A 25,494-nucleotide genomic window follows, 5' to 3' on the forward strand; every position below is an offset into this window, starting at 1 on the left:
CAGGCAGCCGAACAGGGCCCGTATTGACGGGCCCTGTTCGTTTTGTTACTTGCGGTTTTGGCCAAGCAAAATGCTGTCTTCCACCTTAATGCAGCGGTCCATAATGACGGTCATGCCGCCTTGCGCGGCAATTTGCGCCGCCTCCTCACTGACGATGCCCTGCTGCAGCCACAGCACTTTGGCACCGATCGCTACCGCTTCCCGGGCAACCTCCGGTGTGTATTCACTGCGGCGGAATACATTTACAATATCGACTGGTTCCGGAATGTCACCTAGCGAAGCGTACACAGCTTCTCCGAGGATGCGACCGCTCGCCGCCGGGTTTACCGGGATAATCCGGTAGCCGTTGCTCTGCATCGCTGCGGCCACCATGTAGGAGGTGCGGTCTGCTTTGTCGGACAAGCCGACAACCGCGATGTTTCCAGCATTCTCAAGCACTTGCTTGATTTGTTCGCGGTCAGGATTTTCAAATGCCATCTTTACTCTCCTCCTCTTGCTTGTTTAAGTTCCGCTCCTAGATTGTTATACCCATTCCACCGACGCTCCAAGCGCGGTCATATGATCAAAAAATTGCGGATATGATTTCGCAACATGATGGGCATCTTTAATGACCAGCGGCTCACGACAGCGCAGGCCTACTATGGTCAAGGCCATAATAACCCTGTGATCGTAATGTGCGTTGATCTCCACGCCGCCTTCCAGCCCGCTTGGACGGCCATGAACGATAATTTCCGCCTGGCGCTCCTCTACGTTAGCTCCTGCTTTTCTGAGCTCCGTCAAATAATCGGTAATCCGGTCGCATTCTTTGTACCGCAAATTTTCAACATTATAAAATCTTGAAGTTCCGTCAGCGAAGACGGCCGCTGCCACCATCGCCAGTACGGCGTCGGTCGCGGCATCGCCGTCGAACTCCACCGGACGCAAACGTCCGTTGCCTTGCACATGCACCATATCGTCCTTATGAGTTAGCGGCACATCCATCATTTGCAGCACATCCACTACTGCGCGCTCGCCCTGCTTGCTGTGTTCCGCGAGACGGTGCACCTTGACATTGGACTTCGTCACAGCCGCAGCGGCTAAAATAGCCGCAGAGCCGGGATAATCGCCTTGAACTGTATACGTCTTAGCCTGGTACGATTGACGCCCCGGAATTTTGAAGCTCATATAATCATCGCTGGCATGAATAATAATTCCTGCCTGCTCCAGCACTTCCAGCGTTTGACCGACCACTACTTTCGATTTCAGATCATCCAGCACCTCAATTTCGCTATCCTCTTCCAGGAGAGGGGTGAGAAACAACAGAGCGCTTAAATATTGCGAGCTGACCGCTCCAGAAACGGTAATTTTTCCGCCTTTCGGAGCACCGCCCCGTATCGTAATCGGGAGCCGTCCCTCCTGGTGCTCTACTTCTACGCCGAGTTGGTGAAGAGACGTGATCAGGTCGTCATGCGGACGCTTTCCAAGTGAATCTGGATACGTATTGACAAAGGTGACCTCGGGACACAGCGCTGCAATCGCCATTAGAAAGCGAAGCACCGCCCCCGCGTTGCCTACATTGAGCTCTTTTACATCCTTCGGTGTGCGGCCAAAGCCGGTAATGACGATTTTCTCATCGTCCTCCTTAAGCACCGCGCCCAGATCCGTAATGCAGCGGCGCATTGCATCGCTGTCTTCACTGTGCGCAGGATAATATATCGTACTGGTGCCTTCGGCCAAGGCGGCAACAAGCAGGTATCGAGTCGTATAGTTTTTGGATGATAGCGCCCCGATTTCACCGTTAAGCTCGGGAGTAGGTCTAACGATAACGTCCATTCATATTCTCCTTTATATACATTTTATTGTTGATTAACCGCGGTAATGCATTAAAATCTCTGAGGCCAGATCGTCCGGGCTTTTGCCCGATGTGTCCATTTTGACATGAGCAAAATCATAGGCATGCTTGCGCTCCTCCAATAGAGCCGTCAGCCGCTCCTTGGCCCCCCCGGCAAGCAAAGGCCTGTTCGGATCTTCCCCGACGCGCTTTAGTATGCTCTCAAGGTCGGCGGTTAAAGCGACAACCCAGCCGTTGTCCAGCATAATGTCGCGGTTGACTTCGCGCAGCACGGCGCCTCCGCCGGTAGCGAGAACAATATCGCTATCCTGCAGTACGCGTTCGAGCAACTCTGACTCGATATCGCGAAAATGAGCTTCACCATGCCTGGCAAACAGTTCGGTAATAGTAGCTTGAGCTTCCTCCTCAATGATCTGGTCCAGGTCAACCAGACGGAACCCTGCCTTCTCGGCAAGGGCGGTGCCGACGGTTGACTTCCCGGTGCCCATCATTCCTACCAGTATAATATTGTTTCTGCATTCACTCAATCGTTTCACCTGCTTTTATCTTAAAATAAGAGACGCCAAAGAGCAAAAACCGCTCTCTGACGTCTGTAATCCGTATTTTAGAACCATTGATGATGGAATACGCCTTCTTTATCAACTCGCTTGAACGTGTGAGCTCCAAAGTAGTCGCGCTGCGCTTGAAGCAGATTCGCCGGAAGGCGCTCTGTCCGGTAGCTGTCGTAGTAGGACAGCGCGCTGGAGAACCCAGGCACCGGGATCCCGTAGGCTACCGCAGCAGAAATGACCTCGCGCCATGCCCCTTGATAGCTCTCAACAATATTTTTGAAGTAAGGATCAAGCAGCAGATTTTTAAGGGCCGGATCACGGTCATAAGCCTCTTTAATATTGTGCAGGAATTGGGAACGGATAATGCAGCCGCCGCGGAATATCATCGCAATGTTGCCGTATTTCAAATCCCAGCCGTATTCATCGGAAGCAGCTCTCATTTGCGCAAATCCTTGGGCGTAGGAAACAATTTTACTTGCGAACAGCGCTTTACGGACGCTCTCGATGAACTGCTGCTTATCGCCTGCAAAAGCGGTTGTTGCCGGTCCGCTAAGGATTTTGCTTGCAGCGATACGCTCTTCCTTCATCGCCGACAAGAAACGGGAGAATACCGATTCTGTAATCATCGACAGCGGGACACCCAGGTCGAGAGCGCTTTGGCTCGTCCATTTACCAGTTCCCTTCTGGCCAGCTGCGTCCAGAATGACATCAACCATCGGTTTGCCGGTCTCTTCATCGTATTGCGAGAATATATCAGCGGTAATTTCGATCAGATAGCTGTCCAGTTCGCCTTTATTCCACTCTGTGAAAATTTCATGCAGCTCTTTGGCGTCAAGGCCGAGAACATCCTTCAACAGGTGATAAGCTTCGCAAATCAGCTGCATATCGCCGTACTCAATGCCGTTGTGCACCATTTTGACATAGTGTCCTGCGCCGTCCGGGCCGATATATGTACAGCAAGCATCACCGTTTACTTTAGCGGAAATCGCCGTCAAAATCGGCTCTACCAATTCATAAGCGCTTTGCTGACCACCAGGCATAATCGATGGTCCGTTCAGCGCGCCTTCTTCGCCACCGGATACGCCTGTGCCGATAAAACGGAAGCCTTTGGCTTCAAGCTCTTTGCTGCGGCGCTGCGTATCAGGGAAGTAAGCGTTGCCCCCATCGATAATGATGTCGCCTTGATCCAAATAAGGAAGGAGCTGTTCAATGGTCGCGTCGGTAGCAGGACCAGCTTGCACCATGATCAGAATTTTACGAGGTACTTCCAGAGAGTTTACGAATTCTTCGACTGAGAATGTACCGACCACATTTTTGCCCTTCGCTTCGTTCGCGAGCATATCGTGCGTCTTCTCAGGGGAACGGTTGTACACCGAAACGGTGAAACCTTTGCTTTCAATATTCAGGGCGAGGTTCTTACCCATAACGGCAAGGCCGATAACGCCAATTTGTTGTTTCGACATGGTCTCCATCCTTTGCATTCTATATTTTTTTTCAATAATATCATTTTAACTCTTTGAAGTACAGAAGTGAACCCAATTCATCCAACTCTCATAATTAAAAACGGCTCCCCTATTACCCGAAGAGCCGTTCATTCATCATCTTGTGTTCGCATTGTTTCACTTACCACTCCAGTTGAATTAATTGTATCCGAATTTTCCGTAGCTTCTCCTTGCAGCGTTCGATCGTCTCCTGATCTCCGGACTGCATCGCATCATACAAATGATCGAGCTCTTCGTCCAGCTCTTGCTGCAAACTTTCGATTTGCCGTTCCGCCGACTGGGAAATGAGCAGCTCTGCGAGCCTTTCCATATCCAGAATAGGCCCTTTCTGAAAAATAACACGGTGCTCTACTCCCGTAATTTCCACCAATCGGATCACTTCTCCAAACAGAATGCTTTCAATTAATATTTGCCGGTCTTTAAAACGCTTGACTACCGCATGACCGCGTAAATCCCCGATCAGTTTCTCCAGCCATCCAGCTAACCTGGCGTCTTTAATAACATAGTCTCCCGCCAGCTTGTATCCTTTAGTGAGACGCTGAAAGCGCAGCTTGGTTAATTTACGACCTGTCCGTACCGAAATAATAAAAATGGACTCGTTCTCGCTCCAATAAAGCGAATACCCGTCTTGAATTAAATCGCGAATCAATTGCTGAATGTGCCGGCGGTCGAAACGGAGTTCCAGATTGCAGTATTCTACTTCATAACTTTTATTCACGGCACTCCCTCCTTACCATATCTTATACTTCATCTTATGTAGAGGTAACTTGGATTATTGATTATTTTTACCCGTTATCCCCCTGTTCTGACGCAATAATTGTACAAAGCGGCATTTGGCATGTTTAAAACGCCAAGCTTGGCAAGCAAGGATAAAATAATGATATACTGACGAAGACGGCTGCGATGCTGCAGCTATCAGACTGAAATGACTTGCCCTGGAGGTTTCGTGATGACATTTGCCGGTTTTACCGACCAAGATTTCGATAGCTTGACTGTTCCGGGATTAGATTCCCGCATGGAGGCGATTATCGCGAATATTCGCCCTAAGCTGGAGGAGCTCGGAAGTACGATAGCTCCTTATTTATCCACACTGTGCGGTGATGAAATGTTTCCGCATGTAGCCAAGCACGCAAGGCGGACTGTCAATCCGCCTGAAGATACATGGATTGCCTGGAGCAGCAGCAAGCGCGGGTATAAAGCACTGCCTCATTTTCAAGTCGGCATGTTCTCCACCCATCTGTTTATTATTTTTGCTATTATTTATGAGAGCCCGAACAAAGAAGCGTTCGCCAATTATTTGGACAAGCATGCTGCCAAAGTACGCAAACTTGTGCCCGCTCATTATTACTGGTCCACCGACCATATGAAGCCCGAGGGCACGCTCCACCGGGATACCGGTAAAGATGATCTGCATCAAATGGCCGTCAAGCTTAGAACGCTCAAAAAATCGGAGCTGCTCTGCGGACTTCGTCTGGAACGAGAGGACCCCGCGCTCCGCGATGGCACAGGCCTAATCCAAACGATCGGGCAAACTTTCGAAACACTGCTGCCGCTATATAAAAACGCATTCTGATACGCCCGCAAAAAAACAGCCTTCCCGGTCACTTGACTCTGGGAAGGCTCTTTTCCGATTTCAGCATAACAATATGAACGAAGAACAGAACAGCCATCACGATCGCGCTGGCCATAAACGGAGCAGAAGGACCGAGCATGTCCCACATTTTTCCCGAGACAATCGGTCCAACGACCATCCCTGAGCCCTGAATGGTTAGAAACAACCCCCAAACCGTCCCTTTCTCCCCTTCAGGCAGCAAATGAGAGATCATCGTATCCCATGTAGGCAAAATACACGCATAGCTGATGCCGATAAAAATAACAATAATCCAAATCATAGGAATCGTGCGCGTTACAGCAAACAGCCCGATGGAAACCGCAGCCATCGCAAATCCGATATGCAAAAACCACCTTGTGCCGAAGCGGTCCACCAGCTTACCGATCGGAATAAGCCCTATTACAGTAATTCCACCCCCGGTAACTAAGAGCGCGCTGAACGCCTCCGGCGATAAATTAAGCTCGCTGCGGACAAACAGCGTAATGACAGGAGTCAATAGTCCGATCGAAAAGGTTTGCAAAAAAAGCGCCGGAAACAGCAGCCTGCTGACATGCAGGTTGTCCCTGATATGCTGAACTGACCGCTTAACATTACTTAGCACACCGCGGAGTCCGCCTTCCCATAACGAAGCTTCTCCCGAATCCGGTGCCGCTGGACTCGCATACGCGTTCGACTTCGCCTTGCCTGGCAGAAACATTGAGACGATAACCACAACGCCCATAAGCGCAAGCAGAAACCAGAAGACCGGGCGATAGGATCCGTCCACAAAAAAATTAATGACAACCGGTCCAGTCCCCGTTCCCCCCAGGCTGGATATTTGTATTACACCCATCGCTGTCCCAAAATTGTTATTCTCCCGGGTCACCGAGGATATTCCCATTAGAACGCACGGCCACAGCGGAGCGGTGCCCATCCCAATCAACGCACAGCCGAGGACGATGAACCCCATCTTGTCCGTCATGGCAATCAGCAGCACGGCAAAAAATGTGATCAGCAGGCCGATCAGCATCGTCATCCGGAAACCGACCCGTTCGATGAACCAGCCGGCGGGACTGCGGAATACGTTGTCGCCAATATATTGAAGCGAGAAAGATAAACCGATGGCAAATGCGCTTAATTTCAGCACATCCCCCATATAAACAGGCAATATAGATACGATTAATGCACCTTTAACGAATTCCACCAAAAACATAATGATCCACAAGCAAATGAATGCAGGCGTCAGCAGTTTTTTGCTTACGAGCTTGGTCGTTATTTCCACAGTCGTTCTCCCTTTTCTCTTTAACGGTCTTTAACTTCATTTCATAAAAAGCCGGCTTTCCGGCACAAAGGTGTAAACGTCCAATGCTGCGATTCATTACAGGCTGTTACTACAAACAGTTCATTACAAGCTATTCATCACAAACTTATCCATTACAAGCTTGTTCATAGTCTATCCGCTTTATATTACAACTTACACCCCTTTTCCTGCAATTTAATATTGCCGTTCAAACTTTACTTGCAATCCGCACTCTTTTTGCTATACTCATCCTTGTTTAAAAAAATTGCAAAGAAAGGCAGGGATGGCCATTATGGATCATCAAGCTACACCGCTGTTTACCGCGCTCAAAAAGCATGCAGCCGGCAATCCCGTTCAATTTCACATTCCCGGTCATAAAAAAGGGATGGGTACTGATCAAGAATTTCGAGAATTTCTAGGTGATAATGCCCTGTCTATCGATTTGATTAATATTGCTCCACTTGATGATCTGCATCAGCCTTCAGGAGTAATCGAAGAGGCCCAAAAGCTGGCGGCAGATGCATTTGGCGCGGACTTCACTTATTTCTCCGTCCAGGGGACGAGCGGCGCCATCATGACGATGATTTTATCGGTTTGTTCCCCAGGCGACAAAATTATCATACCGCGGAATGTGCATAAATCCGTCATGTCTGCGGTTATTTTCGCCGGGGCAAAGCCTGTGTTTGTCTCACCGGCTCAAGACGAGAATCTCGGAATCGACCACGGCATTACAACTTCCTCCGTAAGGCGGGCGCTGCAGCGCCATCCTGATGCCAAGGCGGTGCTGGTCATTAACCCGACGTACTTTGGCGTCTGCGCTCATTTGCAAGAGATCGTGGACTTGGCCCATAGCTTTCACGTGCCTGTGCTTGTCGACGAAGCGCACGGCGTGCACATTCATTTTCATGAGGATCTTCCGATGTCTGCGATGGAGGCCGGCGCGGATATGGCCGCGACAAGCGTTCATAAACTGGGCGGTTCGATGACCCAAAGCTCCGTGCTCAATCTTAATGTCAAGAACGGCTACGTCAACCCGCAGCGGGTGCAGACGATTATCAGCATGCTGACGACGACGTCCACCTCTTATTTACTGCTGGCTTCGCTGGATGCCGCCCGAAGAAGCCTCGCGCTTCACGGCCGTGAAATGATGGAGAGGGCACTGGAGCTGGCGCACTACACGCGCAGCGAAATCAATAAAATAACAGGCTTGTACTGCTTCGGCCGAGAAATTCTCGGCAGTGAAGCTACCTATGATCACGATCCGACAAAAATCACCATTCATGTTCGCCATCTCGGCATCACGGGCTATGAAACGGAAAACTGGCTGCGCGAACATTATAATATCGAGGTCGAGCTCAGCGACATGTACAATATCCTTTGTTTTATCACACCGGGTGATACACGGGAGACCGTAGATACATTGCTGACGGCACTTCGCGAATTATCTAAATTATATTATAAAGAAAATAATGCCAATGAGCTAATCGTCAAAATTCCGGAAATCCCCCAGCTATCCCTTATTCCGCGCGATGCCTTTTATGCCGATACCGAAGTGGTTCCCTTCAAGGAATCCGCAGGCCGGATCATCGCGGAATTCATCTACGTTTATCCGCCGGGAATACCGATTCTGCTTCCGGGCGAAGTCATTTCCCAGGACAATATCGATTATATCGTTGATCATGTGGAGGTGGGCCTCCCTGTGAAAGGGCCGGAAGACCGCTACATTAACCAGGTGAAAGTAATCGTCGAAGCCGACCCGATTTTTTGACGTTACAGTCCTCGAATCCAAAAAAGCTCCCTTGCACGGGAGCTTCTCTTTATTAGGTCACAAATCTATAGTCACGCGATGTTATGCTTCATCCTGGCTGGAGATTAGCTCGTTATACGCTGCCTCCACTTTACGCCATTCCTCTTCATCCTCAATGTTGTAGAGAACCATCTCTTCGTTCTCTTCCTCCTCAAGGCGAAGAATGATGCCGTCCGCTTCCGGGTTGTGCCGTTCAAGCAGGAGCGCGTATACTTTCTCTGCCACATCAAACGTTTCTACCAGAACCATTTCCACGTCATTGCCTTCTTCGTCGGTTAGCGTCAATACAATCTCATCGTGCTCATGGTCATGATCATGTCCACAGCCGCATGATTCATCATGCTTGTGATCGCTCATTGAAATACCTCGCTTTAAATTGATTTGTTGTTGGATGAACCTGTCAGTTTCCATCCGTATCGTATCATTATTATGCGGGACAGGTCAATTCGAAATAAGCTATCTTAAGCGAGGAACTGTCCATTACAGCACTTCAAAGTTTTTTTCTGCGACCAGCACATAATCGGAGTTGCCTTTAGCAGGTTTCATATAAAACCCTATTGTATATGTGCCGGCATTTTTGAAATCATACGTATATTCATCGGTTATAAAGTAGAAGTTGCTGCCGAATTCTTTCCCGTCTTTTCCGTCCTTCGTTTGCGTTTGGATCGTTTTGGAGGTGCCATCGGGAGCCGTAATCGTTACTTTTACTGCAGAAATATCCGTTTTTAAATTGTCGATCTGGGAGAATACGCTAAATTTAAGCTTCAGCCCTTTCTCTATCTTTGAAAAAATCTCGTTGCCTTTGAACAGAAAAATATGCACGTTCGGTGTATAATAACTGACTTTCTTCGTCGCTTCATCATATTCAACCAGTCCTTCAAGTTCCCTGACTGGCACATAGGTTTTGCCATCAATGACGTACCCGCCGTCCTCTACATCACGGCCGTTAATATTCAGCTTGACTTTCTGTGTCGCCGAATCAGCAAACAACATGGATCCGCCCGTAAGGGAGAATGCCAATACTAGTACCATGATTCTTCTCCATTTCAAGTTCATCAATAACCCTCCAATTGATTCATGTTGATGTTAATGTATACTCCTGCTAGTGGATCAAGTTGCGGTAATTTCTGAAATCACTCTTAATATTTACGAGAATGAAGGACATGCTTTCACTCATCAGGAAAATCGTGTAAATTAAAAAGGGAGCACGTCACATAGAACAGGAGGAAATACTATTGTCGCTGCAACTTCAAATGCTGGGTACCGGCAGTGCGTTCGCCAAGCGTTATTACAACAACAACGGACTGCTGTCTATAGATCGTTTCACCTTATTAATCGACTGCGGCATTACAGCCCCTCAGGCGCTTCATCATCTCAATAAGCCTATGGAGGATATTGACGCCGTACTGATTACGCACATTCACGGGGATCATGTCGGCGGGCTGGAAGAGCTGGCGTTTCGTATGAAATACGTCCATGGACGCAAGCCTGTGCTTTATGTTCCAGAACCGCTGGCGCAGCCGCTTTGGGAAAATACGCTGAAGGGCGGGCTCGGACAGGACGGAATCGAAAAGCTGGAGGATGCCTTCACCGTTCACCTTCTGCGTGAGGGAGAAACCGCCGCGCTTGCTCCGGGCCTAGCTCTGGAAATTATGCGCACCCCTCATATTCCTGGAAAAAATAGCTACTCTTTATACATTAACGATGAAATATTTTATAGCGCCGATATGATCTTTCAGCCTAAGCTGCTGTCGGAGCTCGTATATCAGCGCGGCTGCCGCAAAATTTTGCACGAGGTGCAGCTCACGGGCCGCGGGGAGGTTCATACTACTTTAGAGGAGCTGCTGTCTCTTCCGGCAAATATCCGGGACAAAATTTACTTAATGCATTATGGCGATGAGATGGAGGCATTTATAGAACAGGCTCAAGAAATGGAATTTCTTCGCCAGCATGAAGTGTATACGTTATAACAAAATGCACAACTGCATCGCGCTGCAGCGAAAAGCAGCCCGAGGGATTTTTCTCCCTGGGCTGCTTTTTCGGTCTGTCCTATTCGAATGTAGGCAAGGCGTCCAGATTGTTGGACGGATCCCCGTCGGCATCGCCGCGGATGTACATTTCGCCGTCTTTTCCTTTGAAAATGTTGACGCCCGCAATCGCTCCCGCATTCACTTCGCGCAAAGCATCCTCGTAATTCAATATACGTCCACTGGAGGTCTTGAAAGAGGTTAAGTTACCGTCCCCGTTCCTTTGCACCGCAATAAAAGTCTCTCTGCTGTCGACAGCCATACTCATTACATCTCCTTCACCGTGGTAGTATCCCGGCAGGGATGTTGTTAGTTTAGCCAATGCCGGCTATGAATATGAATTAGGCAGAGCCTCTATAACGGCTTCTCCATGCGTACGTGCAGTATGCCTGCATCATAGAACGGCTCCGTAGAAACCGTTTCGTAGCCGAGCTTCGCATAAAAAGCCTCCGCCTGGCACTGGGCGTCCAATACGGATTTGGTCAAGCCAAGCTCCCTGGCCCGCTCTTCGAGAGCCAGCAGCAGTATTTTGCCAAGCCCCTGGGACCGGAATGACTTGCGGACCGCAATGCGCTGCATTTTCGCACTGTTGTCTTTATAGTACGTAATCCTTCCGGTCGCTGCAGCTGCGCCTTCCATCTCAATCAGCACATGAACGGCATCCGGACCGATGACATCATTCTCGTCGATTTCCAGATCGAGCGGCACCTTCTGCTCCTCCACGAAAACCTCCTTGCGAATTTCCAAGCATTTGTTCAGTTGCTCTTCCGAGCTAACGGCAATAATTACTGCAGCCATTCCCATTCCTCCCGCCATATACTTCCTTACTCCAAACTGCACTATTATACAAAAAAAAAGTTTTCATGTATAGTTGAAGTTGTTCATAAAGAATAGTTTCACGAAAGGGGCTATGCTCTGCTATGATTTACGGAATGACTATAGCAGCCGCCATATTAATATCCGTCCTCCTCATCGTCGCCATGTTCTATACAACGAAAAAGGGCTATTCCCGCAATTGGGAAGACGAATGAGCCATCACGGAGGCGTGATGGCTTCTTTAGAGTAAACATGCTCCCGCACGGACTTGCCGTATACACTGTCCCGCACGGATTGGCCAAACCAGGAAGGGAACTGCTGCTGCCGCAGCATCGTCTCTTCATTCGGCTGCACACCGCCGCATCCTCCAACGGCAAGCAGCAGGAAGGCGCTGCCTGAGAGCAAAGCTCTTTTGGACGTTTTCAAGCCAGACCTCAGCCTGGAAGCTAACTGCCTAGGTTGGGGCATACTTCTCCTCCTCTCTCGAACAATGTTCTCATTTGCTAAAAACATTGTCGTCTTCTGGAGGGGGCTTTATACGCAATAAAAAGAGCCTGCCTTACTCCTTCCACCATACGCCTGCGCATTCCGGCAATGTTGACCAGCGATTGTTCTTTATCCGCTCGGCCAACTCCTCGCCAAAGAAAAATTCAGTATGTTCAATCGCCTCTTCTACCGACGCGAACTTATAGTCTGCCCTGACCCATCGATGCTGGAACCCGTATTTTTGCTCAAGCAGCGAATAATAGGAAGTAAGGAATTCCGGCGGGTCGGGCGTTTCCGTTCCGGTACCCATCGTTTCAAATATAATAATTGTCCCGTCAGGTTTAAGAATGCGCTCCAGTTCTGAAAGAATTTTGTCCAGATTGCTGTCCCATTCCTGATGATTCGAGCTCGCAAGGTAACAAATGCTCCATCCCGACACCACGAGGTCTACGGACGAGTCGGGGACAGGCAGCGACCTATGATCCGCCTCCAGGGTAATCCAGTTGCGGACAAAATTCTGTTCTGTCAATTTTCGATCTAAAATATCCAGCATGGGCTGTGATGCATCGGTGCAGATGAGAGTCTTCACTTCAGGAGCGAGAAATGAGGCCAGTCTTCCGGAGCCCGCCCCCAAATCAAGCACGTCCAAATTTTTATAAGGCCGAATTTGCCGGACAATTTCAGATAGATCGGGCTGCCTGCTGATCATCGATTCATAAGCCTCGGCTTGGGATAAATAAACTTGATCATGATTTGACATGTTCTACTCTCACTACCTTTTTCATTGAAATTTAGCAACAAAAAGCCCCAGCCCATAGACGCTCTTATCTAAAGCTGAGGCATATGCTTGGCTTGAGCTGCTTCTATTATATATCAAATTTGCTTAATAAGCTTTAGCAGAGTGCAGAAGTAAGGAAGCTGCAACCCCAAATTTTAACCAAAAAGCTGACTTCAGGACATGCTGCAAACAGCTAAACCTTATCGAATATGCAAAAAAACCCTTGCTGCGCAAGGGTTTTCAGTATGATCTGTAGTGGGCTCGAACCACTGACCCCCACCCTGTCAAAGGCGTTGGGAAGGGGACTTTAAACGGAATTAATTCCAAAAAGCTAGTAATATCAAGGGTTCAAGGTGTTCGCATCTTGTTCCCATTTGGACTTAATTCTATACATTTCACTGTATTCTGTCCCCAATTTGTCCCCAACAATAAACCCTTCGTAATAAAGGCCGCTAAGTGTGTTTGAGCTCGATAAGAAAATAACCCCGCTGGCATTTAGCTGGCGGGGTTCTACCGATGCTTTCGGATTTTGTATCATTATATACTACTTAATCAACCTGGACAAGATCGTTCCAAGCGTTCCGACATCAACCGGATCCGTTGCCTGCCAATCTGGACTGATTCCGGCATTTTTGACCAGCCATTCCCGGCCCTTCTCTTTCCACTCAGGTACTTTTGCCACGGCTGCTCCCTCCCTTCGTTTTAATCCTAGGTACTTAGCGATGCCGGACACATGCCCTTGGATAATCGCTTCGATCACCTCTGGCCGTTTAAGCTTGGCCGCATCAGCTGCCACATCGATAAACAAGTTTTCAGTCAGGACCGCAGGCATTTTGCTCTCCCGGACCATGTGCAAGTTTTTAGTCTTCTTACCTCTATCGATCACGCCATACGGTTTCAACGTTGCCATAATCTCGGAGTGCAAGACGTTCTGGAGAGAGGACGAAGCAGTTGAAGCCGAAGTATATCGGAACGATTCAAAGCCGCCAGCCCCGCCACCTGCATTGCAATGAATGGACAGGAGAAGGTCTGCTTTAGCTGCATTCGCCTTGTCAGTGCGTTCTTTAAGCTCCAAAAACACATCCGTGCTCCGGGAGAGTAGAACCTGAACGCCTTCATACTGCGATTCTAACCGCTCCTTAACGCCTAGGGACACCGCAAGCGCGATGTCCTTCTCCTTCAGTCCATTGGAGACAGCCCCCGGATCCTTGCCACCATGGCCAGCATCAATCCATACTTTTTTCATGCTCGTCAGCTCCCTTTCTGGCCTGCTTTACTGCCTGGTGACCAAAGACGGCAAAAGCGCCGGATAAGATGCCTTGGATCACCGTCTCAACACTCCACCCCAGCAGTCCTACGGCAAACACTACAGCGAGTACCACTACAGCATAGATGATGCTCCAGTCGGGTACTTTAGGCGTTTGCTTAAGCACATACCCAAACACCCAGCATGCCGCCACAACGATCAGTAGCCGAGGGTCAATCAGTTCAAAAATCATGTTCCATTCCATTTCAATCATTCCTCTCATTTTAATTTTTCAAATCATCAAGTCGTTTGTGAGCTTGTTTCGCTGACTCCTCTACTCTCGTGACACGTTCGGACAGTTGGTCAAACTTCTTTCCTTGCTGCCGCTGCTCGGACCTGACATCGTCGATTCCGTGCTTGATATAACCAACGTCTGCGCGCAGCATGCCGTCTGCACTAGCCTCCTGCGCAACGTCTTTCTTGATCGTCCGTGATCTCCCCGCCCAACCTAATACAATGCCACTTGCGATGGATACGACCGTCAATATACCTGACCACTCCACGCTCTAACCTCCTGACCTAATATAAATAGCCCCCGGGGATCCCGAGGGCAATGTTCTAATACCGGTTACCTGTGATTGTCTTAAACTCCGTAGACGTGATGGTCCCGAAGCTTACGAAGAGCCGGAGCTGCGCCTCACTGACCCATTTATGTTTGTAGAAGTAGGTCAAACGGTCATATTCGCTGTTAAACACCTTACTCATCGCCTCCTCCTTTATTTGTAAGCCCTAGTAGTTTAAGTTCCAGAGTTACCATCGTTTTACCTAAAGCCTCGTACTGCGATTTCAAGTCTTTTATGGTCAGTTCCTGTGCAACTACTTGCGAACCCAGGGCGGCGTTTTGCTGTTTGAGCTCCAATACCTCCAGCTCGCGCCGGACCGACTCAGCGGCCAGCACGCGCTCGGGCGTGATTACCTCTTCCTGCTTTGTAAGCTGTTCAATTTCCTTCGGCGTTAAACCCTCTTTCCAGTAGGCTGCTGGCTCCAGAGAGATATCCTTGTCCCACGCCGCTATGTCGAAACGCGGGCGAAACAGTCCTGGAGGTACAGGCACGCCAACGATGTAACCAGCAATCTCCGGCTCCTCTTCTTCCTCTGGTTGTTCTGGCTGTTCTGGATGTTCTTGTCCTGGCTCCATCGGCTCCGGCTCATACGGTGAGGCATAAAAAGGGACGACACCCGAAAAGGCATCGTCCATGATAGTATCCTCGATATAAAGACCGTCTGCATTTACTTTAGGTACTGCTTTCAAGTTGAACCCTCCTTATTGTTCCGCTAAAAACGGGGGCAAATTTAATGATATATAAACATTTGAACCCGTCCAAGCAAATACTCCCCCGTCTTTATTGACAACCAACTTCGCAAAAGTATCAGCAGCCCCATCAAAAGTGGTTACTGCGAATCCGAGTGTCTGCTTGGGTCTGTACCCTGATGGTAATAAAAAAATTGGAGTGCCGATTGCTCCTGATTTAACCGCGCCCTTTATATAAACTTTCCCGCCCGAATCCTTTTGAAATGAAGGTATCGGCTCGTCCGTGCCAAGTGCCATCCAACCGTTGAGCAGCGTCGGTATAAGCCACCCCGGTGCATCCTTCTCCGCTTTCTTCTGCTCCAGGACAGATGTCCGATGTAATGCCTCGGCCACGCCTGCGGTCAAGTCAGAGAGCTGCGTTTTTTCGTTCGAGGCCATCATGCCGGTGATTGGAACGATAGGCGATTTGTCTAGTTTGGTATAGGTGACGGAATAGGCTGCAGATTGGTCAAAGTTAGACGCTTCCGTATACAAGCCCTCATTACCGTACGCTAAAGGGGTAAAAATACCCCACGGATCTACATGGTTGTTTTTATAAAAAGCTATGATTCTCTCCGTTTTATTTTTTAGCAATGAAGCCGGGTACGCTACGTTGTTTACGTTATAATGTGGGCCATTTTGCACTGGATTCGCCCGCTCCCGCAATACAATCCCCGTACCAACCTCAAGCATGTTTTCGCCTTCGGACAGAGTCAGGCAGCCTTCGCTCGTGACTGGCTCGGCAGTTTCTTTGGCTAGGCGGTACAGAAGATTGTAAGGTGTATAGTTAGGAATCATTGTAGTAGGCAGGGTGTCTGTAGCTGATCCGTAAATGATACCAGCTTCGCCAACAGGAATGTTTATATACCTCCAGTACTTAGCAGCGCCGTCGTAGTAAGGTAAGTCTTCTCCCGTCCCGGTATACATCTTCCACCCGTTGAAATACGCCTTAATTTCATCCTGTGTCGGCGTGTAATCGTCTCCCCATCCGCTGTCAGAATTGGCGATTGATACGTACACATAAGATGTCCACACAGTAAATTGATCTACGGCATCAAAGTCTGGGGAATTAACCATCTGGGTGCCGCCGTATTTGGTTGAGAAACCTGTTAAAGGTACGCCTGCAGCCGATAACTCAGTATATACTCGCTTCATTCCCGGCTTAGGTGCAGAGACAGGGTCGTAATACCAAACTAGAGATCCATCCAACGCAACCTTTTTCCACTTTGCTAGCTTTCTGTACTCGCCATCCTGTTCAAATAGCACGTCTGGATCGCTTCCGTCCATAGGGCTCGCATGCAGTTCCGTCTGGAAAGCGAGCATAGAGCTACGCTGCGGTTGAAATGGATTTCTGTTGGGACCGATAACGAGCATCGGTTTTTTAAATGTAAATTTACCTCCACCATAGACAAAAGTACTCGGATCGTTAATGTCAGTGTAAGATAATAAATTGAGACATTGAATCGAGAGCACCTCCGCATTTGACGGCGTTGTAAAGGTAACACTACCACCGTCTGATTCCGCGATGCCTCGGATAGGGCCGCTAGATGTTCCTAGGTTGTAATACATCCTTCCGGTTTCTGACGATAGCGTATAGGTAGTGTTCGGTAAGACTGGCACAGTAGCCTGACTCGGCTCTGAGGAAGCCCCCTCCGCATTTAATTCTAATGTATAAGGCTCCCTTATTTGTGCATTCGAAGCAATTAGCGTCCACTCACAGAACGGCGGCAGCAGATTCCCACTCGTAGCAACCGCATACGGATTCTCCACGCCAATCAGTCCAATCCGCCCCTGTCCGTTAATCTCTGTCTTGCCTCGAATCTCCCCCAGCCGGAACCGTGCGTCCTTGACTGCGGTAACAACTTGTAAACCGGGCTGCAGCGTAAGCGGAGTAACTTCGGCTATGTCCAGACGATCCTCCAGATCCGTTATAGCCGCTGCATGTTCATCCAGTAACTCGCCATGTGCGACAATCTCCGCCAGCTGAGCGGCGGATAACAGACCACCCTCGGTCAACGTGGCCGTTGGGATCGGATCGGCTCCATGTTCGGTATGCGTCGAGCCGTGAGCTCCTGGTGCAGCATCCCCAGTGGCCGTGACAGTGACCTCACCGGAATTAGGGTTAGTAGTGACTGTTATCCCAATTCCACCAACGATATAGAACTGGGATGACGGATCCGCAGCCTCGATGTCATTGACCTTGGAAAAAGCGTTTTGATTGACTTGGGCCCCATCCTCAATACTGGCAAGCTTATCGTGGTCGGCTTGTGTTACGTGGACAACCTGATCCGCTACGTGATCAGCCAGCTCCGCTGCCGTGCTGCCGTCAGCCTTGGTATCCCATGCTGCCTTTTGCGCCGCCGTAACGTGAATATCAGCATTTGATACGTGGCCATCCCATTCAGCCTTTTTGGCCGCTGTTACGTGAATGTCAGCATTAGCAATGTGGCTATTAACCGTTGTAGCTTTCGCATCCACGTCAGCCTGGACGTTATCAAACGCGCGGTTGATATTATCCCAGTCCTCGCTAATTTTCTTACTTCCGGTTATTCCCCCGTACCTGTTCGCCATGTGTCTCAACTCCTTTCAGTTGCTCGATGGCAACTCCCAGTTCGTCCTGGATTGCCTCAATGATTGCCACCCGTTCAGCCATTGGGTACATGCTGATAATAGCCTGGATTACCTGGCATACCTCCGGGACAGCCTTATTTGGATCAAGTTCAACCCTGAGTACATTTTGTATTTGAGCCAAGTTCATCACCTTCTTTGTTAGAATAAAAGGGAAAACCTCCCTATTTGTCGAAGGTATAGGCGGTCAGACCTAATATCGTTAAAAGGGAGGTTTTAATAATTGAGTTTAGAAGAAATTGTTAGTGTTACTAAAGCCACAAAGGATGCCGGTGTCCCCATTGATAGATTGGCTTACAACGCCTTAGAAAAACCTACAACTGAACTAGGAGAAGGGCTTGGAAATTTATTTTGGTTAGCTTTTTCTCCTTTACATGTTGTTAGGGCTTCTTTAGAGCCTAGAATAAATCAGTTTAAGCGGAACCTAGAGAATAAATTATCAACTATACCCCCTGGAAACCTAATTGAGCCACCCCTGAATATTGCAGGTCCTGCGCTTGAAGCGGCTAAATATTATATAGAAGACGAGAACCTTCGAGAGATGTTCGCTAATTTAATTGCTTCTGCAATGAATTCAGAAAAAACAAATATTACCCATCCCGCTTTTGTAGAAATCATTAAGCAACTATCTTCTTTTGATGCTCAAATTTTAATGGATATCGTGGAGTATGAGGCCAGTTTCCCAATTGGTAGATTACAGATTAATACTTATCAAAAAGAAAATAAAAATAGATACTTACCTGAACAAGAAGATAGTTTTTCGATCATACTTACACATATTATGCCTTTCGATGATCTGTCAATAGATAATGCATTCTTTTACAGCGCCTCAATAGATAACCTTTGTAGACTTTCTTTAATTGAAGTAGATTACTCAAATGCTTACAAAAACACCGAAATATACGATAGTCTTATTAATCATGTCATTCTTGATCAATTTAGGGATCAATACAAAAATCAACTAGAAGAAAATAAGCGTATAGAATTAAGAAAAGGCATATGGTCCTTTACTCAGTTGGGCAAATTATTCATAGAGGCTTGTCTTCCAGATGAGACAATAATCCCATAGCAGCTTTCTCATATGAACTTGCGTATACTTTGAGTAAATTATCCAGTTCAGTTGAGAAATTCTCCGCCATTAACTGAACAGCCTGAGTCGTATGCTGCTTTGTCAGAAGCAAGTCGCGCTCAAGCTGTTCAATCCTCTTTTCAAGGCGAATCGTCTCACGTCTAACAATTTCTTTTACTTGTTCTTCGTTCACCATCTTCACCCCTTCAAGGCATAATAAAAGGCCCCGCTGATCAGCGAGACCTAATTGGTTATTTATTCAGAAGCTGTAGAGCTTCGTTGACTAAGCGAAGATCTTCGTTAGCTTTTTTAAGAATTTCGTCGTATTCAGCAATTCTTTCCTTGTAGTATTCAATACCCTCTGCATCTTTATTATTTTCGGCTCTCTTTAGATGGCCTGACAATTCTTCCTTCCCTTCAAGAGTAGGTTTAAGGATATTATTTTCAATGCTATCCTTCAGTTCTTCTAAACTACTCTTAGTGCTCCCGATGTACTTATTGCTAGACCCTGAATTTCCTGCTGGTGATGCCCCAGCAGTTTCATTTCCTGCACCGTCATTAGCTTGCGCATCGTCAGTAGTAACATAAATCGTCTTACCACTCACTTGTACATCAGCCCCCAATGCTTCCGAAAAAGCGCGTGCCGGGACATTTGCCCTGCCATCAATTATTGCACCTTTTTCCGAAAGTGTTTTCCCGTTCACAACCATCTCATACTCACCAGTAACTTTCTTGCCTATCAGACTCTTAATTTGAGCGGACACATCTCCAGCAGATAATGTTACAACAACCCCCAGCAAAAAAGCCGCTGTTATAGACATCCATTTTTTCATTTCCTCGTAACCTCCGAATGGTATATTTAACCTATATAATACCTTACGGACGGGACGTTGTGAAGGTTCCACCCCAGTTCTGGTTAGAGGCATTGCCGTGGTTATGCGTTCCGATGTCGACCCTGTGAGAGTGATTACTGTAAGACTCTTTCAAAGAATTTATTTGCGATTGCAAAGACGTTAGTGTTGTCTGCAAATCAACTATATTGCTTATATTTATTCCTCTCATGCCATACCTGAACACTGCTTCGCCCTCAAACGTCGTCTGCCCCATTAGCATTATTGGATTAGAAGTGCTGTTTGAGCCTATAAAGATTCTATTCCCAAATATCGTAAACTGTCCGCTGCTAGAATACGAGTTTAGCTCCCCAACATTTGAACCATTTGCATCCCGAAAAATCAAAGCTGCCAAAGTATTATCAGTTGTGGTGGCTATTTGAATACGAACTCGATTTTGACCGTCATAAGTTCTTAACCCCGCCTGATCAATTTCAATGCGTCTACCTAATTGAGCCGTTTTAAGAACCGACCCGATGATTTGAGCCCCTGAGACCGTCCCAGAAAAAGTACCGTCAACACCCTCTAGCGTTCCAGTAAACGTGCCTCCTGCCGCTTGCAGGTTCCCGGAAAAAGTCCCTGTTGCAGCCTCCAACGATCCCGAAAACGACCCTGTGGCTGCTTGTAGCGAGCCTGAAAACGTGCCGTCAACGCCCTCCAGCGTTCCGGTGAATGTTCCGCCAGCAGCCGATAGATTACCGCTAAATGTGCCCGTGGCTGCTTCCAAGTGCCCTGTAAACTTAAGGCGGTTAGAAAGGGCATCGTAAAATAACGAGGACTGCCCATTGACCTGCCAGTCCATCTTATCGCTATTCAGCGTGAGCTTACTCTTATGGTCTTCCCGCTCAATTACAATCCCCTCAGTGCGGCTGTGAGTCACCCCGAAGTACGGCTTGCCATAACGGACCGTGTTTTGGTTCAGCCGGTTAACCTGCTGTGTCAGACCGCCTTCCAACTGGAATTCACTTTGCTGTTCAGACTTGGACGGCGCATCGATCTTATGGGTCAACCCGCCTTTAAAGCTGTAAGTCTGCCGCAGGATGTAAGTTGTATAGCGCATAATGCCATCCCAGGGGATATGCAAGTCCTGCCAGGCAACATTCGTATCAATCCAGCTACCGCCTTCCCGCTGCTCGAAGCCGATTACGTCGCCTTGGTCAAACTGTGGAAATCCTCTCGCTGTCATATTCAACGGCAAGTAGGATAGGCCATTAAGCTGCATGTAAAGAGCATTGACCTGTGCCTGCGTCACAAACGGGTTTTCTACATATAAAGTGTGATTCTCATCCCCGCTGCCGGCGTCATAGGTCAGCCCGTCCTCCGTGTTATACGTGACCACGATCCGCGTAAAGGTCTTGATCGGGTTAAGCTGCTTGACCCGGATATAGTCTGCCGTGGTCAGCTCAACCGCTGCCTGCTCCCCGGACGCAAAGCGTTTAAACCGCATGACGCCGTCCTTGCCCATGTATATACTGGCGCCATTGGCCCCGGCGATATAGGCCAAGACCTGACGGCAAGTGTAACCGGCTGGCCCCGCCTGTATCTGATAGCTCGGGTTAATTACCACGCTGCTATCATACGTAAAGCCGATTCGTGAGCAAATCTCATCAAAGACTGCCTTCTGGCTGGCAGGATAATTGAGCTGAGAGATATAGGCCACGTCGGCCATAATCAGTTTGTCGTAACAGGTATACGTCCAAACATCGTTAATCTTCTCGCGAGAATCGATATAAAATTCACCTAGCGGCAACCATTCCGTCATGCCGGAAGCCCAGGGAATGTGCATGTCCTGCCATGGATACTTAGCGTCCAACCAGGTCATGCTTTCCAGGGACAAAGCCAGATACGGGATGACCTGGGCATTAGGTTTGATGGCATCTGGTAACCGTAGCTTCATTATGAGCTTCGATGGTATGGCCGTCCCGATCTCAAACTCGTCGCCAGCTGCTAAGATGTTTTCGATCTCAAATTCCACGATATCAGCGCTGGAGTACTCCACCCCATTGATCAGCGCTTTGACTTTGTAAGTCTTGTCGAGGCGCTTAATGTAATCAGCAAATATTGGGCTAATTGGATACATAATATCACTGCTCCGTTAGGGTTAACTTCAACCCGTTCCACATAATTTCATTCCCCCGGGCCACAGCAAACGGCGCGGGCCTGTTCCCGACGTAAAAGGTCTTGGTCTCATACTTACCCGTCATCGGGTCCGGGTAGGTAACCGGGAAAAATACGTCTTCCATTGACCGCAGAATAGATGATATCTCTGCCCACCTAAGCGGCCCCCACGTCATTTCTATCTGCCGTTTTACAGCGATTCTGTCCCGGTTTAATTTCCCGTCTGTTGTTCGAACAGAAGACTCCCCATCGTCCAGGTCGAGCACCGTCACCATAAAGGAGGACGGGTATGCAGCGGGCTCTTGTCCGTTAAATTTTAATAGCTCCATTTCGTCCTCCTATCTAGCAAATAGCGGTCGTCCGGCCTGACGCTCGGCATGACCAATAGCCCGCGCAGCAAGCCGCCCGAACTCCGTTTCGCCTATTTTTATTACTGTCTCTTTGTCCCCGCTCCGTAGTGCGTCCAGGATCATCACCAACACATCCACAACGGCCTGATTGCTTGCACCTAACATATCTTGTAACGTGGACAATGGAGAAATGACTTCCGGATCCGCTGCAGCCCCTTTGTTATCCCCGACCATGGCAAGCGTTGGCCCATAGGCCAAACCACCTTTGGCGAGTTTCGGAATTTCGGGTATGGTAAATCCAAGAGTTTTACCGCCAATACCCGGCACCCACTCGGGCACGTCGATCTTTACTTTGTTGACCTGCCGGATCATCCAGTTTAACGCTTCGACTATAAGGTTGATCGCACCTTTGAAGATGCCGACAACGGCGTCAAATATACCGCTGAAAAACGTCTTTATGCCTTCCCAGGCTCGATTCCAGTCACCTGTGAAGACCCCTGCGATAAAATCAATGATGCCGCCTAGCGCTTTGATGATTCCTTTCACAGCGTCAATGATACCGCCTAGCGCAGCACCTATAACTTTCAAGATCCCGTCAAAGATTTCAGCAAAGATCGGGCCCAATGTCTTTACGAGCCAGTTGACAATCGGCATCACAAATTTGTTGAGTATATCTAGTGCAGCTGAGGCAAGCTTCCCAATAAAATTAAGTACCTCCGTGACCAGTCCCTTAAGATGTTTATCCCATAGCTCCGTTAAAAATTTTAGTGCGCTTTGGGTGATAGGCTTTAAGAACTTCTCCCACAGATTCGTCCAAAGCTCCTTTAGTTTATCTAAAGCTAACTTTAAACCATCAACAATCTTCTTGCCCCAGTCATCCCACCACTTGAACACGATGTCCAGCGCGTCCTGGATGATCTTTGAAATAAGCTTCATGACCGGATCGACAACACCCTGCCAGATATCGTCAAATATTGCTTTAACCAGATCAAACAGGCTCTTAAATATGGCCTGCACACCTATCAGAAACTCGGTAAGTCTCGGTAATCCATCCGTGATGAACTTATCTATGATGGGGTATACTGCGTCCCATATGCTTTTGACTATGCCTAAGATCGAATCTAGCAACCCGCCCAAAACATGCCCAACGAGCTCAATTCCACTTTGCCAAAACGGAATTAATCCGGTGTGAATCCAGTTTTTCAAAGGCTCGCCCAGTGAAATAATATCCGTGAACATCTGGCTGAACTGATCTTTCCAACTTACAAGCACAGGAGCTATTGAGCCCCACGCTGTTTGAAAGCTCGGCCCAAACGTAGAAACAACCCAATCCCAGCCTGTTTTAACACCTTCCCAAGCCCCGTCGAATGCAGCCTTAACGCTAGTAGCCAAGGCATCCATCTTAGCCTGTATTCCCGTGATATCCATATCGGGCTGCTGCATTTCAAATCCGCCAGCACCGCCTCCGCCTCCTCCAGCATCGGCATCTGCGTCATTTTTGGAGAAGTCTAAAGTGTTGAGATCATCAAATCCTGCAAGAGCTCCTTTGGCATCTTTTCCTGCCTTCTTCGCCTTCTTGCCATACCCTTCCATAGCCTTTCTAGCTGTTTCGATTCCCTTAGCCGCCTGGTAGGATTGTTGGTAGGTCTTGCCAAACAGTGCAGAGATGAATGTAGCAATGTAAGCCGTGATCTTAGCCAATCCAGCCATAAGCGCATTGATTGCTGGCAAGATCGCCTCATAGATCGGTTGAAACGCAACGCGAAGATTTGTCTGGATCGCATTGAGTGACGCTGCGAATTGGGCGTTCGTCTTAAGCGCGCCGCCCATATAGTCCTGAAATCCACGGATAGCCTTATACAGTACTGCAAAGACGAATACTTGCTTTAATATACGGCTTAACGCACGCGTGAAGGAGTTGCCCATTACGCCAGCGCCGCGCCCGGCAGAAGAAAAGGATTTATCTGCCCCAGCAGCCGCCTTGGCCGCTTTGTCTAAATTCCCTTTTACCTGCTTCAGCGGCTTGTTTGTGTTGACGATCTTCTGCCCGAGATTTTGGACTGGCTTCTCGGCGTTATCCGCAGCTTCGCCAGCATTTTTGATGCTATCCTCCAGCTCCCATATCTTCTTAGCTGTCCTGTCGGAGGTCTGAGTAAGCCGAAGCAAAGTGGCTTCCGTGTTGACGATTTTCTCCTGAAGCTTGTTCTTCTTGCCCTCGTTAAAGGCCTCAGCATAAGCCTGCCTTAGCTCACCTAGTTTCCGCTCCTGAATCTCGATCTTAGCGTTCACATTATCTAATATAGCTGTCAGCTTCTCCATTTCAGCCTTGGCCGCTTCGACATCCATTTTAGGAGTCTTCACCTTAGGCGTAGATACGGCAGGTGTAGCAGCTGCAGCAGCCGATGGTTGGATATTGGGCACTAGCCTGCTAAAAATGGATGGCGGCTTTAGTCCGTTTAACTTGGATGCGATATCGTCAATGGCTTGTTCGGCAGCCGTTTTATTCTCTTCGATGGACTGCTTCATGGCTTTGCTCGCTGTATCAATAGACTTCACAAGACGGCCCTCCACAGCGGCCACCGATTGTTCCATGCCGTCGACAATGCCTTTCATGGCCGTTTCGGTTGTAGCCTTAAGCGTCTGCGAAATATTAGCTGCAAAACCTTTAAGACTAAAGCCACCGAAAGTGGATTGCAGGGATTTGGTCAGTTGCTGCCCGATCGCTCCGGCGGCCATTGTGATTTGCTTGCTTAAGTCGTTACCGCCGACCAACTCCAGACCAAGGCTAACCTTTCCCGCTTCTGACATCTAATCACCTCCCGCCAGACAACGTAAAAAGGGCGGCCCCTAATCTGGAGTCGCCCTTAACCGAATGCTTGCTTTATGATGTTTTGGAATTCCTGTACAGCCTTTCTCGCTTCTTCGTCTGTCCATTTCGCCTGTTTTAGTTCCCGGGTCCGCCACTCGTTCCGGATCCGCCGTTGTTCCGGTGAAAAGTTCTTTAATCGCTCCCGGTCATTCTCGCTGCGGATCTGCACGATCTGCCCCAGCGGAGTCTCCGGCATAATGCCCGCCAATAGCGTGCAAAACTCATCCCAGGTCATATCTGGCTCTGTACGCAAGCGGATGCCGTATTGCATAGCAATGGAGGAC

Annotated in this window: 29 protein-coding genes; 4 read left to right on the top strand and 25 right to left on the bottom strand. The window is 48.5% G+C overall.

The features are described 5' to 3' along the window. Positions 1 to 45 precede the first annotated feature (45 nt). The 5 genes from G358_RS0104955 to G358_RS0104975 form a co-directional block, all read right to left on the bottom strand. Positions 46 to 477 carry a CoA-binding protein gene (locus G358_RS0104955; RefSeq protein WP_019636093.1) on the bottom strand — a complete coding sequence of 144 codons (432 nt, stop codon included), beginning with the start codon at positions 475 to 477 and terminating at the stop codon, positions 46 to 48. A 45-nt stretch (positions 478 to 522) separates the two neighbouring features. Continuing rightward, positions 523 to 1,812, bottom strand: coding sequence for a 3-phosphoshikimate 1-carboxyvinyltransferase (aroA, locus tag G358_RS0104960; RefSeq protein ID WP_019636094.1), 1,290 nt, complete (start codon positions 1,810 to 1,812; stop codon positions 523 to 525). Positions 1,813 to 1,845: 33 nt separating this feature from the next. Further along, on the bottom strand, positions 1,846 to 2,358 hold the full coding sequence (locus G358_RS0104965) for a shikimate kinase (protein WP_019636095.1): 513 nt from the start codon (positions 2,356 to 2,358) through the stop codon (positions 1,846 to 1,848). Positions 2,359 to 2,435: 77 nt separating this feature from the next. Then, positions 2,436 to 3,845, bottom strand: a complete 1,410-nt coding sequence (gene gndA / locus G358_RS0104970; protein ID WP_019636096.1) for an NADP-dependent phosphogluconate dehydrogenase — start codon at positions 3,843 to 3,845, stop codon at positions 2,436 to 2,438. A gap of 160 nt (positions 3,846 to 4,005) precedes the next feature. Further along, on the bottom strand, positions 4,006 to 4,602 hold the full coding sequence (locus tag G358_RS0104975) for a hypothetical protein (RefSeq protein WP_019636097.1): 597 nt from the start codon (positions 4,600 to 4,602) through the stop codon (positions 4,006 to 4,008). Positions 4,603 to 4,833: 231 nt separating this feature from the next. Between G358_RS0104975 and G358_RS0104980 the strand changes: the two genes are divergently transcribed. Further along, on the top strand, positions 4,834 to 5,457 hold the full coding sequence (locus G358_RS0104980; RefSeq protein ID WP_019636098.1) for a YktB family protein: 624 nt from the start codon (positions 4,834 to 4,836) through the stop codon (positions 5,455 to 5,457). Positions 5,458 to 5,485: 28 nt separating this feature from the next. Here the strand turns inward: G358_RS0104980 and G358_RS0104985 are convergent, their stop codons facing one another. Then, positions 5,486 to 6,757 carry an MFS transporter gene (locus G358_RS0104985; RefSeq protein WP_019636099.1) on the bottom strand — a complete coding sequence of 424 codons (1,272 nt, stop codon included), beginning with the start codon at positions 6,755 to 6,757 and terminating at the stop codon, positions 5,486 to 5,488. Positions 6,758 to 7,067: 310 nt separating this feature from the next. Between G358_RS0104985 and G358_RS0104990 the strand changes: the two genes are divergently transcribed. Next, positions 7,068 to 8,543, top strand: a complete 1,476-nt coding sequence (locus tag G358_RS0104990) for an aminotransferase class I/II-fold pyridoxal phosphate-dependent enzyme (protein ID WP_026342065.1) — start codon at positions 7,068 to 7,070, stop codon at positions 8,541 to 8,543. Between the two features lie 81 nt (positions 8,544 to 8,624). Here G358_RS0104990 and G358_RS0104995 read toward each other — a convergent pair whose 3' ends face one another. Together G358_RS0104995 and G358_RS0105000 are read right to left on the bottom strand one after the other, a co-directional pair. Then, positions 8,625 to 8,939 (bottom strand): DUF1292 domain-containing protein, encoded by a 315-nt coding sequence (locus G358_RS0104995; protein ID WP_019636101.1) that lies wholly within the window; start codon positions 8,937 to 8,939, stop codon positions 8,625 to 8,627. A gap of 123 nt (positions 8,940 to 9,062) precedes the next feature. Continuing rightward, entirely contained in the window at positions 9,063 to 9,638 is a 576-nt protein-coding gene (locus tag G358_RS0105000; protein ID WP_019636102.1) for a hypothetical protein, read from the bottom strand. Between the two features lie 179 nt (positions 9,639 to 9,817). On the opposite strand from G358_RS0105000, the gene G358_RS0105005 reads away from it, so the two are divergent. Further along, positions 9,818 to 10,552, top strand: coding sequence for an MBL fold metallo-hydrolase (locus G358_RS0105005; protein ID WP_019636103.1), 735 nt, complete (start codon positions 9,818 to 9,820; stop codon positions 10,550 to 10,552). Positions 10,553 to 10,631: 79 nt separating this feature from the next. Here the strand turns inward: G358_RS0105005 and G358_RS0105010 are convergent, their stop codons facing one another. The 11 genes from G358_RS0105010 to G358_RS29455 form a co-directional block, all read right to left on the bottom strand. Continuing rightward, positions 10,632 to 10,871, bottom strand: coding sequence for a DUF3892 domain-containing protein (locus G358_RS0105010; protein ID WP_019636104.1), 240 nt, complete (start codon positions 10,869 to 10,871; stop codon positions 10,632 to 10,634). Between the two features lie 92 nt (positions 10,872 to 10,963). After that, the gene (locus tag G358_RS0105015) at positions 10,964 to 11,407 is read right to left on the bottom strand and encodes a GNAT family N-acetyltransferase (protein WP_019636105.1); all 444 of its coding nucleotides are present in this window, start codon (positions 11,405 to 11,407) and stop codon (positions 10,964 to 10,966) included. A gap of 237 nt (positions 11,408 to 11,644) precedes the next feature. Beyond that, on the bottom strand, positions 11,645 to 11,893 hold the full coding sequence (locus G358_RS0105025; protein ID WP_019636107.1) for a hypothetical protein: 249 nt from the start codon (positions 11,891 to 11,893) through the stop codon (positions 11,645 to 11,647). 91 nt (positions 11,894 to 11,984) lie between these two features. Next, positions 11,985 to 12,671, bottom strand: a complete 687-nt coding sequence (locus G358_RS0105030; protein WP_019636108.1) for a class I SAM-dependent methyltransferase — start codon at positions 12,669 to 12,671, stop codon at positions 11,985 to 11,987. A gap of 562 nt (positions 12,672 to 13,233) precedes the next feature. Beyond that, positions 13,234 to 13,935, bottom strand: coding sequence for an N-acetylmuramoyl-L-alanine amidase (locus G358_RS0105035; protein WP_019636109.1), 702 nt, complete (start codon positions 13,933 to 13,935; stop codon positions 13,234 to 13,236). Beyond that, on the bottom strand, positions 13,916 to 14,200 hold the full coding sequence (locus tag G358_RS0105040; protein WP_019636110.1) for a phage holin family protein: 285 nt from the start codon (positions 14,198 to 14,200) through the stop codon (positions 13,916 to 13,918). Before G358_RS0105040 ends, G358_RS0105035 begins: the two co-directional genes overlap by 20 nt. Before the next feature lie 19 nt (positions 14,201 to 14,219). Further along, positions 14,220 to 14,498, bottom strand: a complete 279-nt coding sequence (locus G358_RS0105045) for a hypothetical protein (RefSeq protein WP_019636111.1) — start codon at positions 14,496 to 14,498, stop codon at positions 14,220 to 14,222. 55 nt (positions 14,499 to 14,553) lie between these two features. Then, complete coding sequence (locus G358_RS32110; protein ID WP_019636112.1) at positions 14,554 to 14,700, bottom strand: XkdX family protein; 147 nt, start codon at positions 14,698 to 14,700, stop codon at positions 14,554 to 14,556. Continuing rightward, positions 14,693 to 15,247: a hypothetical protein gene (locus tag G358_RS29450; RefSeq protein ID WP_019636113.1), complete on the bottom strand. Its 555-nt coding sequence runs from the start codon at positions 15,245 to 15,247 to the stop codon at positions 14,693 to 14,695. Before G358_RS29450 ends, G358_RS32110 begins: the two co-directional genes overlap by 8 nt. Before the next feature lie 12 nt (positions 15,248 to 15,259). Then, the gene (locus G358_RS0105060) at positions 15,260 to 17,857 is read right to left on the bottom strand and encodes a hypothetical protein (RefSeq protein ID WP_019636114.1); all 2,598 of its coding nucleotides are present in this window, start codon (positions 17,855 to 17,857) and stop codon (positions 15,260 to 15,262) included. Continuing rightward, entirely contained in the window at positions 17,823 to 18,038 is a 216-nt protein-coding gene (locus tag G358_RS29455; protein ID WP_157274266.1) for a hypothetical protein, read from the bottom strand. Before G358_RS29455 ends, G358_RS0105060 begins: the two co-directional genes overlap by 35 nt. Before the next feature lie 99 nt (positions 18,039 to 18,137). On the opposite strand from G358_RS29455, the gene G358_RS0105070 reads away from it, so the two are divergent. Further along, positions 18,138 to 18,983 carry a DUF4393 domain-containing protein gene (locus G358_RS0105070; protein WP_019636116.1) on the top strand — a complete coding sequence of 282 codons (846 nt, stop codon included), beginning with the start codon at positions 18,138 to 18,140 and terminating at the stop codon, positions 18,981 to 18,983. Here G358_RS0105070 and G358_RS32900 read toward each other — a convergent pair. The 6 genes from G358_RS32900 to G358_RS0105100 are packed head-to-tail and all read right to left on the bottom strand — an operon-like array spanning position 18,943 to position 25,481. Continuing rightward, on the bottom strand, positions 18,943 to 19,179 hold the full coding sequence (locus tag G358_RS32900) for a hypothetical protein (protein WP_019636117.1): 237 nt from the start codon (positions 19,177 to 19,179) through the stop codon (positions 18,943 to 18,945). The two genes, G358_RS0105070 and G358_RS32900, sit on opposite strands and share 41 nt — an antisense overlap. A gap of 55 nt (positions 19,180 to 19,234) precedes the next feature. After that, the gene (locus G358_RS0105080) at positions 19,235 to 19,816 is read right to left on the bottom strand and encodes a stalk domain-containing protein (protein ID WP_019636118.1); all 582 of its coding nucleotides are present in this window, start codon (positions 19,814 to 19,816) and stop codon (positions 19,235 to 19,237) included. Positions 19,817 to 19,859: 43 nt separating this feature from the next. Continuing rightward, entirely contained in the window at positions 19,860 to 21,953 is a 2,094-nt protein-coding gene (locus G358_RS0105085; RefSeq protein ID WP_019636119.1) for a hypothetical protein, read from the bottom strand. A gap of 4 nt (positions 21,954 to 21,957) precedes the next feature. Continuing rightward, positions 21,958 to 22,320: a DUF6711 family protein gene (locus G358_RS0105090; protein WP_019636120.1), complete on the bottom strand. Its 363-nt coding sequence runs from the start codon at positions 22,318 to 22,320 to the stop codon at positions 21,958 to 21,960. A 9-nt stretch (positions 22,321 to 22,329) separates the two neighbouring features. Then, entirely contained in the window at positions 22,330 to 25,149 is a 2,820-nt protein-coding gene (locus tag G358_RS0105095) for a phage tail protein (protein WP_019636121.1), read from the bottom strand. A 56-nt stretch (positions 25,150 to 25,205) separates the two neighbouring features. Further along, positions 25,206 to 25,481, bottom strand: coding sequence for a Gp15 family bacteriophage protein (locus G358_RS0105100; protein ID WP_019636122.1), 276 nt, complete (start codon positions 25,479 to 25,481; stop codon positions 25,206 to 25,208). Positions 25,482 to 25,494 lie beyond the last annotated feature (13 nt).

The sequence above is a fragment of the Paenibacillus fonticola DSM 21315 genome (assembly GCF_000381905.1).
Lineage (GTDB): Bacteria > Bacillota > Bacilli > Paenibacillales > Paenibacillaceae > Fontibacillus > Fontibacillus fonticola.